This window comes from Limnohabitans parvus II-B4 (assembly GCF_003063455.1).
In the GTDB taxonomy this organism is placed as follows: domain Bacteria; phylum Pseudomonadota; class Gammaproteobacteria; order Burkholderiales; family Burkholderiaceae_C; genus Limnohabitans_A; species Limnohabitans_A parvus.
The window spans coordinates 110,526-122,225 of the sequence record NZ_NESN01000001.1 but is presented as its reverse complement, the minus strand read 5'-3'; the positions used below and the strand labels follow the sequence as shown (position 1 = coordinate 122,225).

Here is an 11,700-nt window from a genome sequence, read left to right as displayed (position 1 = left end):
CAAGAGGGAGCGGGGGGGACAAAACGGGTGATCGGGTGTGACGAAATAAGGTCTCGGGGTGCTTTTCATGTCATACCCGGCTTGACCGGGTATCCATGAACCCTGCAATCCAAGGCGTCTTGGGCTTGAAGTCGCAAAAAGCCGCCACAGCGCACTGCCCGCACAGCGGTTTGCGCGCTTGGCACACATAGCGCCCATGCAGGATCAGCCAATGGTGGGCGTCCACCAAATACTTGGCGGGAATGCGTTTGAGCAGCTTTTGTTCCACTTCCAAAGGCGTTTTGCCGGGGGCCAAACCCGTGCGATTGCCCAGGCGGAAGATGTGTGTGTCCACCGCCATGGTGGCCTCGCCAAAGGCCGAATTCAACACCACATTGGCGGTTTTTCGGCCTACACCGGGCAGGGCTTCCAAGGCTTCGCGCGTGCGTGGGACTTGACCGCCGTGCTGCTCGACCAAAATGCGGCAGGTTTCCATCAGGTGCTTGGCCTTGCTGTGGTACAGGCCAATCGTCTTGATGTAACTCTCCAGACCTTCCAGCCCCAGGTCCAAAATCTTTTGCGGCGTGCCTGCCACCGGGAAGAGTTTGCGCGTGGCCTTGTTGACGCCCACATCGGTGGCCTGGGCCGACAGCAGCACGGCGGCCAACAGCTCAAAGACGCTGGTGTACTCCAGCTCCGTCACGGGCATGGGGTTGGCGGCTTGCAAGGTGGCAAAAAAAGATTCGATCTGTGCGGGTTTCATGGGGGTCAAAAGTAGGTGTGCAGATGTTGGCAAAATGACGGCCAAGACAAACCGGGAAGATACACCATGCCTTTGCAATTTGCCGACCGCCTGAACAACGTCGAAACCTCCGCCATCCGCGAGCTTTTCAAGCTTTTGGGCAAGCCCGGGATCATCAGTTTCGCGGGGGGCTTTCCAGACAGCGCCATGTTTGACGTGGACGGTATCCGCGAAGCCAGCAACGCCGCCTTGAGCCAAGACCCCGGCGCCGCCCTGCAATACGGCGCCACCGAAGGCTTTGGCCCGCTGCGCGAGCAACTGGCCCACTTCATGGCCCAAAAGGGTGCCAAAGAGGTGTCTGCAGACCAGCTGATCGTCACCACCGGCAGCCAGCAGGCGCTGGACTTGATCGGCAAAACCATGATCAGCCCTGGCGACAAGGTGATCGTGGAAGGCCCGACCTTTTTAGCCACCATCCAGTGCTTCCGCCTCTACGGGGCCGAGCTGATCAGCGCCCCGGTGGACGGCCATGGCGTCAAAACCGACGAGCTGGAAAAACTGATCGCCGAGCACAAGCCGAAGTTTGTGTATCTGATCCCCACCTTTGGCAACCCGAGCGGTGCCTTGCTGAGCGCCGAGCGCCGTAAAAAGGTGCTGGAGATGGCGGTCAAGCACCAGACCCTGATTTTGGAAGACGACCCTTATGGCGATCTGTACTTTGGCGAGGCACCCCCACCCAGCTTGCTGGCCATGAGTGCATCCGTGCCCGGCAGCCGCGAGTTGCTGGTGCACTGCGGGTCGCTCTCTAAAGTGCTGTCGCCAGGCCTGCGTGTGGGCTGGATGATCGCCCCCGCCGAATTGCTGGCCCGCGCCACCATGTGCAAGCAGTTCAGCGACGCGCACACCAGCACCTTTGCCCAAGCGACGGCCGCGCAATACCTGTTGGCGGGCCGCATGCCTGCCACCTTGGACAAAGTGCGCGCCGTGTACGCCAAACGCGCCCAAACCATGGGCGACGCGCTGCGCCGTGAGCTGGGTGATGCGGTCGAATTTGTGCAGCCCCAAGGCGGCCTGTTCGTCTGGGCGCGCCTCACGGGTGCGGGCGGCAAGGTGAATGACGGCAACGTGTTCGCCAAACGCGCCATCGACAACGGCGTGGCCTTTGTGCCGGGCACGCCGTTTTTCTGCGCCAACCCCGACCACGCCACCTTCCGCCTGAGCTTTGCCACTGTGGGCGAAGACAAGATCCTCGAAGGCGTCTCTCGCCTGGCCAAGGCGCTTTGACTCTCTTCGTCACCCTGAAACTCCTGAGTCTGTCACCCCGGACTTGATCCGGGGTCCATTTCTTCATCACCATGGATCCCGCATCGAGTGCGGGACGACATCAACATGTCTCAAGAACGGTCCTCCAGCGACATCGAACCCGTCAGAACCATCACCGAGCTGTGCATCGATGTCAACGGCACTGAAGTCTGGCTGCAAGGGCAGGGTGACGAGGTCATCCTCATGCTGCACGGCTGGCCGGATACCCGCGCGCTGTGGGACGGCACCGTGGCCGCCCTGCAGGACCGCGCCATCTGTGCGCGATTGACGCTGCCGGGCTTTGAGTCAGGCCCCTCGGCCACCAGCCTGGACGACATGTGCCAGCTCCTGCGCCAGATCGTGGACCGCATCAGCCCGGACAAACCCGTGACCCTGATGCTGCACGACTGGGGCTGTATTTTTGGCTATCAATTCACCATGCGCCACGCCGAGCGGGTGGCCCGCGTGGTGGCGGTGGATGTGGGCGACCACAACTCGGGGGCCTTGTTGCGCAGCTGGGGTACCAAGGAAAAACTGTCGGTGATGGGCTATCAGGTCTGGCTGGCCTTGGCCTGGAAAATCGGCGGCAGTCTGGGCACCCGCATGACCCGCGCCATGGCGCGTTGGCTGCGCTGCCCCACAGACCCGGCCACCATCACCCACAAGATGAACTACCCCTACGCCATGCAGTGGTTCGGCACGGCGGGCGGCTTCAAAGGCGCGGCGCAAATCCAGCTGCCCATGCCGCTCTTGTTTGTTTATGGCGAGCGCAAACCCTTCATGTTCCATTCGGCCAAATGGCTGGAAAAAGTCGCCACCACGCACGGCAGTGCGGTGCAAGGCTTGCCTTGCGGGCATTGGGTCATGATCTCGCGGCCCGAGGCGTTTCATGCACGCGTGCGTGAATGGCTCTGGGGCGGGGTGTGAGGGCGAGGCCATGAAGCCCGAAGACCTGACGAAGCTGGTCACCATGCCCATGCCCTTTGGCAAGCACAAGGGCACACTGATTGCCGACTTGCCCGGCAACTACCTCAATTGGTTTGCGCGTGAGGGTTTCCCCAAGGGCGAAATCGGGCAACTGCTTCAACTCATGCAAGAAATCGACCACAACGGTTTGAGCGATTTGCTCAAGCCTTTGCGCCGCTGATTCGGCATTTGGGCGCTTTTTCAGGGCTTGACGACTTCCAACAGCCGGTCCAGCCCGCCTTCACTGATCGCCACCATCGCCTGCTCACGCACCTTGGGTTTGGCGTGATACGCGACGGACAGGCCAGCGGCACCCATCATCGGCAGGTCGTTGGCGCCATCACCCATGGCAATGCATTCATGCGGTTCGATGCCCAGCAGCGAAGCCACTTCCAGCAAGGTTCGACGCTTCTCGGCGCCGTCGCAAATATCGCCCCAGCTTTGCATGACCAGGCCACCCGTGAGTTCGCCACCCAAGATCTCCAGTTGGTTAGAACGGGCGAAGTCGATGTTCAGCCGTGCTTTCACGCGATCGGCAAAGAAGGTGAAGCCACCTGAGACCAGCAGCACCTTCATGCCCGCCTTCTGGCAAGCGGCGATCAGCTCGGCTGCGCCGGGGTTGATCTTCAGGCGCTCGGTGTAAACGCGTTCCATGTCGGCCAGCGTCACGCCCTTGAGCAGCGCCAGACGGCGGCGCAGGCTTTCTTTGAAGTCGGTGATCTCGCCGCGCATGGCGGCCTCGGTGATGGCCGCCACCTCGGCCTTGCGGCCCACGGCATCGGCGATCTCGTCAATGCACTCGATGCTGATGAGCGTGGAGTCCATGTCAAACGCGATCAGCTTGAACTGGGACAAAGACAGCGGGGCGGTGAAGCCCTGAATGGCGAGGCCGGGGGCGAATTCGGTAACGGTGGTCATGGGTCGGGATTATCGAAGATCGTTGAAGGGAATCAGGCCACGGTGGTTTCAGTCTTGGGTTGGCCCAATGAACGCAACACATCCCGCACCATCTGCGCCCTTGCCTTGGGGTCGGGCAGTTCGCGCTCGATGCGGATTTTGTCATTGCCCGCCAGCTTGATGTGTTTGTTCTTTTGGATCAGACCGATGATGGCCATGGGGTCCACGGGCGGGTTGGGCTTGAAGGTGATCTGGATGACGCCCGGGGCGGCATCGACCTTGATCACGCCATAGGGCTGCGTCAGCACACGCAGGCGGTGCACGTCGACCAGGGTTTGCGCTTGCGGGGGCAGTTTGCCAAAGCGGTCCACCAGTTCTTCGAGCAGGGCGTCGATCTGATCGCTGGTTTTGGCGGTGGCCAGTTTTTTGTAGAACGACAGGCGCAGGTGCACGTCGCCGCAATAGTCGTTGGGCAGCAGGGCGGGGGCGTGCAGGTTGATGTCGGTGGTGGCCGTGAGCGGGTTGAGCAAGTCCGGCTCTTTGCCTGCTTTGAGGCTGCGCACCGCTTCGGACAGCATTTCGTTGTAGAGCTGAAAGCCCACTTCGAGCATGTTGCCGCTCTGGTTTTCGCCCAACACTTCACCCGCGCCACGGATCTCCAGGTCGTGCATGGCCAAATAAAAGCCGCTGCCCAGTTCTTCCATCTGCTGGATCGCGTCGAGCCGCTGGGCGGCTTGTTTGGTCAGGCCTTCGATCTCGGGCACCATCAAATAGGCATAGGCTTGGTGGTGCGAGCGGCCCACACGCCCGCGCAGCTGGTGCAGCTGGGCCAGGCCGAACTTGTCGGCGCGAGAGATCACGATGGTGTTGGCCGTGGGCACGTCGATGCCGGTCTCAATGATGGTCGAGCACAGCAAGATGTTGTAGCGCTGGGCCACAAAGTCGCGCATGACCCGCTCCAGCTCGCGCTCGGGCATCTGACCATGGGCCACGGCGATGCGGGCTTCGGGCAGGATTTCTTCGAGCTTTTGCTTGCGGTTCTCGATGGTCTCGACTTCGTTGTGCAAAAAGTAGCATTGGCCGCCGCGCTTGAGTTCGCGCAGCACCGCCTCGCGGATCACGCCCGTGCCTTCGTTGCGCACAAAGGTTTTGATGGCCAAGCGGCGTTGCGGCGCGGTGGCAATCACGCTCAAATCGCGCAGACCCTCCAAAGCCATGCCCATGGTGCGGGGGATGGGCGTGGCCGTGAGCGTAAGCACATCGACTTCGGCCCGCAGGCCTTTCATGGCCTCTTTGTGGCGCACGCCAAAGCGGTGTTCCTCGTCGATGATGAGCAGGCCCAGGTCGTGGAACTTGGTGGATTCGCTCAACAGCTTGTGCGTGCCGACCACGATGTCCACCGTGCCGTCGGCAATGCCTTTGAGGGCGGCGGTGACTTCTTTGCCCGAACGAAAGCGCGAGACTTCGGCCACCTTGACAGGCCATTTGGCAAAGCGGTCTTTGAGCGTTTGGTAATGCTGCTCGGCCAGCAGCGTGGTGGGTGCCAGCAGGGCGACTTGCTTGCCGCCGGTCACGGCCACAAAAGCGGCCCGCAGCGCGACCTCGGTCTTGCCAAAACCCACATCGCCGCAGACCAGGCGATCCATGGGGCGGGGGCTGATCATGTCTTGAATGACGCAGTGGATGGCGGCCTTTTGGTCGGCGGTTTCTTCAAAACCAAAGTCGTTGGCAAAGGTTTCGTAGTCTTGCGGGCTGTAGCGGAAAGGGTGGCCTTCGCGCGCGGCGCGACGGGCGTAGATGTTGAGCAATTCGGCGGCGGCGTCGCGCACCTGCTCGGCGGCGCGGCGTTTGGCCTTTTCCCATTGGCCTGAGCCCAGCTTGTGCAGCGGCGCTTCGTCAGCGCTCACGCCCGTGTAGCGGCCAATCAGCTGCAGCTGGCTCACAGGCACATAGAGCGTGGCTTTGTCGGCGTATTCCAGGTGCAAAAACTCTTGCAGGGCGGGCGTGCCGTCGGGGTTTTTCTGGCCCATGTCCATGTTGACCAGACCCCGGTAGCGGCCAATGCCGTGGGCACTGTGCACCACCGGGTCGCCCACATTCAGCTCGCTCAGGTCTTTGATCAGCGCTTCCACATCGCTGACCTGTTCCTGCTTTTTGCGGCGGCGGGTGACCGCCCCTGCGGCAAAGAGTTCGGTTTCGGTGACCAGGTCGATGTTGTGCTCGAACCAGTGGAAACCGCTGACCAGTGCAGCAGTGGCCATGCCGACCTTTTCGTCGCTGGCCAAAAACTCTTCGAGGCTGTCAAAGACGGGTGGCGTGAGACCACTGGAGCGCACGAAGTCGAGCAGGCTCTCACGTCGGCCATCGCTCTCGGCCAGGATCAGCACGCGGCTGGCACTGCTGTGGATGTGCGCTTGCAAGCGCGACAGCGGGTCTTCGGCGCCGCGCACCACGGTCAGCTCGGGCAGGGGCTGGGCCAGGGTGTTGTCGGCCACGTCTTGCGTGCCTGCGCGCAAAGCCAGTTGCGCATGGCCGTTGGTCAGGGTGTAGAACTGCTCGGCGCTCAAAAACAGCGCATCGGGCGGCAGCACGGGCCGCTCGGGGTCGCCCTGCACCAGGCGGTAGCGGTCGCGGGTGTCTTGCCAAAAGCGCTGAAAGGCGGGCTCTAGATCGCCGTGCAGCACCACGGTGGCCGCGTCGGCCTGGCCTGCACCCAGGTAGTCAAAGACCGTGGCGGTCTCTTCAAAAAACAGCGGCAAGTAATACTCGATGCCCGCCGTGGCCACGCCGTTGCCCATGTCTTTGTAGATGCGGCTTTTGGTCGGGTCGCCTTCGAGCAGTTCGCGCCAGCGGCTGCGAAAGCGCGCACGGGCCGCCTCGTCCATCGGGAACTCGCGCCCGGGCAGGAGCCGCACCTCGGGCACGGGGTAGAGGCTGCGCTGGCTGTCGGGGTCAAAGGTCCGGATGGAGTCGATTTCGTCGTCGAACAGGTCCACGCGGTAAGGTACCAGCGAGCCCATGGGGAAGAGGTCGATCAAGCCGCCGCGCACCGCGTATTCGCCGGGGCTGACCACCTGGCTCACATGCGAGTAGCCCGCCAGCGTGAGCTGGGCCTTGAGCTGGGCTTCGTCGAGCTTTTGCTTGACCTTGAATTCGAAGGTGTAACCCGCCAAAAAGGACGGCGGGGCCAGCCGATAGAGCGCCGTGGTGGCGGGCACCAGCACCACATCGGCGCTCTCGGTGTGGTTGCGCTGCTTGATGCGCCACAGGGTGGCCAAGCGCTCAGAGATCAAATCCTGGTGCGGCGAGAAGGTGTCATACGGCAGTGTTTCCCAGTCGGGGAACATCACGCAGCGCAGATCGGGCGCAAAAAACACCAGTTCGTCCATCAGGCGCTGGGCGTCGGCCGCGTCACTGGTGACGATGGCGGTGAGCTTGCCCGCTTTTTTCTCGCGTTCGGCCAGTTGGGCCAGCAGCACGGCATCGGCCGATCCAGCGGGGCGGGGCAGGGTGAAACGTTTGCCGGATATCAGGCTGGGCAGTTGCATGGTGTGTGCGCTGGGCAATGGCGATGAAAAAGCAAAACACCCCCCGCCGACATGGAGGGGGGTGGAAAAGTTTGCAGACACTGCATTGTAGAAGTGGTGACAAAGAGCCCCCACTTTGGCCATGGCCATGGGGCGCCGTTCAGGCGCAGAGCGACCTCCTACAATCTGAAGCCATGTCTTTGACTTCTGCCCATCCCCGTTTTCACGCCCTGATCCCTTGCGCGGGCACTGGCAGCCGTGCGGGCACCCCCATGCCCAAGCAGTACCAGACCGTGGCCGGGCAGCCGATGGTCATGCACACCGTGCAGGCCTTGGCGCAGGTGCAGCAAATCGCGCAGGGCTGGCTGGTGTTGTCGCCCGATGATGACTTTGTTTGGCCGAACGGCGCTCTTTGGCCTGAGCGCTTTGCCAGGCTCAACTGCGGCGGGGCCACCCGGGCAGAAAGCGTTTTCAACGGCTTGGGTGCCATGTTGGCCGCTGGTGTTGATCCTCAAGATTGGGTGTTGGTGCACGACGCAGCTCGTTGTCTGGTCACGCCCGAGGCCGTGAGCTTGCTCATCAAGACGTGCCAGGATGACCCGGTCGGCGGTTTGCTGGCTTTGCCGCTGCCAGACACGCTCAAGACACAGACTCAGGGTGATGTGCCCCGCGTTGAGACCACCGTGCCGCGTGAAGGCAAATGGTTGGCGCAGACCCCGCAGATGTTTCGCGTGGGCCCGCTGCACCAAGCGCTTGCGCAGGTGGCAGCCTCCGGGTTTGCGGGCATCACCGACGAGGCGAGTGCCATGGAGCGGCAAGGTTTGTCGCCCCGTTTGGTGCCAGGCTCGGCCATGAATCTGAAAGTCACTTACCCGGCAGACTTTGCGTTTGCCGAGGCTGTTTTAAAGGCAAAACCATGAATATCCGCATCGGTGAAGGCTGGGATGTGCACGCTCTGGTGCCCGGACGGCAGCTGATTTTGGGTGGGGTCGAAATTCCCCACACCGCTGGCCTTTTGGGCCATTCCGACGCCGATGTCTTGTTGCACGCCATCACCGATGCGGTGTTGGGGGCGGCGGGCTTGGGCGACATTGGGCGGCATTTTCCCGACACGGATGCACAGTTCAAGGGGGCTGACTCCTCCGTCTTACTGGCCGAAGCCATGCGCCGCGTGCGTGCGCAAGGCTGGGAGCTGGTGAACGTGGACAGCACCATCGTGGCCCAAGCGCCAAAATTGGCACCTCACATGGCGGCCATCAACGCTGGCGTGGCCAAGGCGCTGGGTGTGAACGCGGATCAGGTGAATGTGAAAGCCAAAACAGCTGAAAAGCTGGGCCCAGTCGGCATGGGCCAGAGCATGGAAGCTCGAGCTGTGGCCTTGCTGGTGTTCAATTCGGCTCAGCCTGCCTGAACTTCATCAGAGCCATCAAGCCCCCCGCGCTGTTGTTGAACACGGAAAAGGTGCCCCCCATGCGCTGAACCGAGCGCTCCACAATGGCCAGGCCCAGACCGGAACCTGTGGCCGACGTTCGGGCTGCATCGCCCCGGAAAAACGGTTGTGTGAGGTTTTTCAAGGCCTCTTCAGAAACACCCGGGCCTTGATCTCGCACACGCAGCAGCACCCAGCCGTCGTGGACGCGGGCGACGACTTCGACCCGAGTCACACCGTCGCCGGGGCTTTGGCCGTAGCGACGAGCGTTTTCCAGCAGGTTCGACAGCACACGACCCAACTCCACGGTTTCGGCTTTGACATGCAGGTCTTCGTCCACATCCACCGTGATTTCAAAACGCGGGTTGTTGCGCCAAGGCCCAATGCTTCGACTGATGACGCCCGACAACAAAACCGGTCCCAACTCGGTGGGTTCTGGCCTAGCGTAGTCAAGAAACTTGTCAATGATGGCGTCCAGCTGGGCGATGTCGGCAGCCATCAGATCACGGGTTTCGAGGTCGGCCACACTCAGTTCGGTTTCAAGCCGCAAGCGGGCCAAAGGCGTGCGCAAATCGTGTGAGATACCGGCCAGCATCAAAGCCCGCTCTTGTTCAATTTTGGCCAGGCGCTCGGCCATGCGGTTGAAGCCGATGTTGACTTCCCGGATTTCGCTGGTGGCGGCGTCTTCGTCCAGGGTGGAGTTGTTGAAATGACCGTCACGCACCTGGCTGGCGGCAAATGACAGGCGCTTGAGCGGCCGGTTGATCAATCCGGCCATCAGGGCGGCGCCGGCCAAAGACAACGCGAGCGTGATGCCCAGCCAGGTCACCCAAGCCGAACCGCCCAAGGGGCGCAGACGTTCAGGGTCCATTTGCAGCCAATAGCTGTCGCGCTCGATCTGGAAACCCACCCAAAGGCCCTCGGCATCGTTCACGCGTGAGGCGATCACAGTACCCGGCCCCAAACGTTTGACCATCTCGTCGATCAGGCGTTTTTCCATGCCTGAAGAGCCGAAAGGCACAACGCGGTCGCCGGGTTCACGGGACAGGATGCTGACGGCCTCTTCGTCTGCCAGCATTTTGAGCAGCGCCAGCCGAGCGATGGCGTCGGTATGCATGAGTGCTGTTTTGGTCAAATTGACCACGGAGGCAATTTGATGCGCATTGCGCAAAATACGGGGCTCGTATTCCTGGGTACGGAACATTTGCAGCCAGGCCAGGCTGCTGCACAAAATCAACAAGGCCAGCAAAAAGAAAGTACGCCAAAACAGACTCACTTTGAGCCTGCGTGGCGTCCGTTCGGCTAGCGAGCCTTCTTCAATGCCGACGTCAGTACCGATCACGGCTGGCCGTCAGGAACGAACACATAGCCCACGCCCCAAACCGTCTGAATGACTTTGGGCGATGCAGGATCGACTTCGATCATTTTTCTCAGTCTGGAAATCTGCACGTCCAGGCTGCGGTCAAAGGGCTCGAAGTCACGGCCACGTGCCAGTTGGGCCAGCTTGTCACGAGTCAGCGGCTGCTTGGGGTGGCGTGCCAAGGCTTTGAGCATGGCAAATTCACCGCTGGTCAAAGCGATGTCTTCGCCCGCCTTGGTCAAGGATCGCTTACCCAGGTCCAGAGAGAATGCACCGAACACGAACACCGCGTTGTCACCCGCAGAAGGTGCCCCGGGCACTTCACCTTGTGGCCTGCGGCGCAAAACCGCATGTATGCGCGCCAGCAACTCACGCGGATTGAACGGTTTACCCAGGTAATCGTCAGCCCCGATTTCCAGGCCCGTGATCCGGTCCACATCTTCGACTTTGGCAGTCAACATGATGATGGGGGTCTTGACACCCGAGTGGCGAAGGCGCTTGCAAATGCTCAGGCCGTCTTCACCGGGAAGCATCAAATCCAAGACCATCAGGTCAACGGTTTCCCGGAGCAAGATGCGGTCCAGAGCGCGGCCATCTTCGGCCAACAAGACATCGAAACCTTCTTGCGACAGAAAACGGCGCAACAGGTCGCGGATCCGGGCATCGTCGTCAACAATGACGATTTTGTCCAAGCGGGGGGATGTGATCATGGTCTTACTGAGCTGTCCAGCCACCATCCATGTTCCAGGCCACACCGCGCACGTTGTTGCCTGCAGGGGAGCAAAAGAAAACCGCCAGATCGCCCAGTTCTTCGGGGGTGGTGAATTGCATGGATGGCTCTTTTTCCTGCAGCAAGACCTTCTTGGCTTCCTCGTTGGACAAGCCCATGGCTGCGGCTTTGGCATCCACCTGCTTTTGCACCAGCGGGGTCAGCACCCAGCCTGGGCAAATGGCGTTGCAGGTGACGCCCGTGGTGGCGTTTTCAAGGGCGGTGACTTTGGTCAGGCCGACCACGCCGTGCTTGGCGGCCACATAAGCTGATTTTTCTGCCGAACCCACCAAGCCGTGGATCGATGCCACGTTGATGATGCGCCCCCAATTGGAGGCCTTCATGGCGGGCAGTGCCAGTCGGGTGGCGTGGAAGGCGCTGGTCAGGTTGATGGCAATGATCGCGTCCCAACGCTCGACCGGGAAGTCTTCGATTTTGGCCACATGCTGGATGCCTGCGTTGTTGACCAAAATATCCACGCGGCCAAAGGTGTCGGCAGCGAACTTCATCATGGCTTCGATCTCGCTGGCTTTGCTCATGTCTGCGCCGTGGTAGGCCACTTTCACACCCAATGCCGCAATCTCTGCTTTAGGGCCTTCCGCGTCGCCAAAACCATTCAACACGATGTTGGCACCTTGTTTGGCCAACGACTTTGCAATGCCCAAACCGATACCGCTGGTTGAACCCGTGACCAACGCTGTTTTACCTTGCAACATGATTTCCACTCCG

At 61.3% G+C, this 11,700-nt stretch carries 11 protein-coding genes; 5 read left to right on the top strand and 6 right to left on the bottom strand.

Annotation, left to right across the window (positions count from 1 at the left end; genetic code table 11):
* Positions 1-70: 70 nt before the first annotated feature.
* Entirely contained in the window at positions 71-742 is a 672-nt protein-coding gene (nth, locus tag B9Z37_RS00530; protein WP_108311123.1) for an endonuclease III, read from the bottom strand.
* Positions 743-808: 66 nt separating this feature from the next.
* Between nth and B9Z37_RS00525 the strand changes: the two genes are divergently transcribed.
* The 3 genes from B9Z37_RS00525 (at position 809) to B9Z37_RS00515 (ending at position 3,170) form a co-directional block, all read left to right on the top strand.
* Positions 809-2,005 carry an aminotransferase-like domain-containing protein gene (locus B9Z37_RS00525; RefSeq protein WP_108311122.1) on the top strand — a complete coding sequence of 399 codons (1,197 nt, stop codon included), beginning with the start codon at positions 809-811 and terminating at the stop codon, positions 2,003-2,005.
* Positions 2,006-2,110: 105 nt separating this feature from the next.
* Positions 2,111-2,950 (top strand): alpha/beta fold hydrolase, encoded by an 840-nt coding sequence (locus B9Z37_RS00520; protein WP_108311828.1) that lies wholly within the window; start codon positions 2,111-2,113, stop codon positions 2,948-2,950.
* Between the two features lie 10 nt (positions 2,951-2,960).
* Entirely contained in the window at positions 2,961-3,170 is a 210-nt protein-coding gene (locus tag B9Z37_RS00515; RefSeq protein ID WP_108311121.1) for a DUF3820 family protein, read from the top strand.
* Positions 3,171-3,190: 20 nt separating this feature from the next.
* On the opposite strand, the gene serB is transcribed toward B9Z37_RS00515, so the two are convergent.
* Both serB and mfd read right to left on the bottom strand, forming a co-directional pair.
* The gene (serB, locus tag B9Z37_RS00510; protein WP_108311120.1) at positions 3,191-3,907 is read right to left on the bottom strand and encodes a phosphoserine phosphatase SerB; all 717 of its coding nucleotides are present in this window, start codon (positions 3,905-3,907) and stop codon (positions 3,191-3,193) included.
* A gap of 32 nt (positions 3,908-3,939) precedes the next feature.
* Positions 3,940-7,434 carry a transcription-repair coupling factor gene (gene mfd, locus B9Z37_RS00505; RefSeq protein WP_108311119.1) on the bottom strand — a complete coding sequence of 1,165 codons (3,495 nt, stop codon included), beginning with the start codon at positions 7,432-7,434 and terminating at the stop codon, positions 3,940-3,942.
* A gap of 173 nt (positions 7,435-7,607) precedes the next feature.
* Here mfd and ispD point away from each other — a divergent pair, with 173 nt between their 5' ends.
* The gene (gene ispD / locus B9Z37_RS00500) at positions 7,608-8,333 is read left to right on the top strand and encodes a 2-C-methyl-D-erythritol 4-phosphate cytidylyltransferase (protein WP_108311118.1); all 726 of its coding nucleotides are present in this window, start codon (positions 7,608-7,610) and stop codon (positions 8,331-8,333) included.
* Entirely contained in the window at positions 8,330-8,824 is a 495-nt protein-coding gene (gene ispF, locus B9Z37_RS00495) for a 2-C-methyl-D-erythritol 2,4-cyclodiphosphate synthase (protein ID WP_108311117.1), read from the top strand. Before ispD ends, ispF begins: the two co-directional genes overlap by 4 nt.
* On the opposite strand, the gene B9Z37_RS00490 is transcribed toward ispF, so the two are convergent.
* The 3 genes from B9Z37_RS00490 to B9Z37_RS00480 are packed head-to-tail and all read right to left on the bottom strand — an operon-like array spanning position 8,802 to position 11,687.
* Entirely contained in the window at positions 8,802-10,184 is a 1,383-nt protein-coding gene (locus B9Z37_RS00490; RefSeq protein ID WP_108311116.1) for an ATP-binding protein, read from the bottom strand. The genes ispF and B9Z37_RS00490 overlap by 23 nt on opposite strands.
* Positions 10,181-10,912, bottom strand: coding sequence for an osmolarity response regulator transcription factor OmpR (ompR, locus tag B9Z37_RS00485; RefSeq protein WP_108311115.1), 732 nt, complete (start codon positions 10,910-10,912; stop codon positions 10,181-10,183). Before ompR ends, B9Z37_RS00490 begins: the two co-directional genes overlap by 4 nt.
* Positions 10,913-10,916: 4 nt before the next feature.
* On the bottom strand, positions 10,917-11,687 hold the full coding sequence (locus B9Z37_RS00480; protein WP_108311827.1) for a 3-hydroxybutyrate dehydrogenase: 771 nt from the start codon (positions 11,685-11,687) through the stop codon (positions 10,917-10,919).
* Between the last annotated feature and the right edge of the window lie 13 nt (positions 11,688-11,700).

Excerpts from the sequence above, each read along its gene's own strand:
- nth (WP_108311123.1), bottom strand. The coding sequence starts at position 742 with ATGAAACCCGCACAGATCGAATCTTTTTTTGCCACCTTGCAAGCCGCC.
- B9Z37_RS00525 (WP_108311122.1), top strand. The coding sequence starts at position 809 with ATGCCTTTGCAATTTGCCGACCGCCTGAACAACGTCGAAACCTCCGCC.
- B9Z37_RS00520 (WP_108311828.1), top strand. The coding sequence starts at position 2,111 with ATGTCTCAAGAACGGTCCTCCAGCGACATCGAACCCGTCAGAACCATC.
- B9Z37_RS00515 (WP_108311121.1), top strand. The coding sequence starts at position 2,961 with ATGAAGCCCGAAGACCTGACGAAGCTGGTCACCATGCCCATGCCCTTT.
- serB (WP_108311120.1), bottom strand. The coding sequence starts at position 3,907 with ATGACCACCGTTACCGAATTCGCCCCCGGCCTCGCCATTCAGGGCTTC.
- mfd (WP_108311119.1), bottom strand. The coding sequence starts at position 7,434 with ATGCAACTGCCCAGCCTGATATCCGGCAAACGTTTCACCCTGCCCCGC.
- ispD (WP_108311118.1), top strand. The coding sequence starts at position 7,608 with ATGTCTTTGACTTCTGCCCATCCCCGTTTTCACGCCCTGATCCCTTGC.
- ispF (WP_108311117.1), top strand. The coding sequence starts at position 8,330 with ATGAATATCCGCATCGGTGAAGGCTGGGATGTGCACGCTCTGGTGCCC.
- ompR (WP_108311115.1), bottom strand. The coding sequence starts at position 10,912 with ATGATCACATCCCCCCGCTTGGACAAAATCGTCATTGTTGACGACGAT.
- B9Z37_RS00480 (WP_108311827.1), bottom strand. The coding sequence starts at position 11,687 with ATGTTGCAAGGTAAAACAGCGTTGGTCACGGGTTCAACCAGCGGTATC.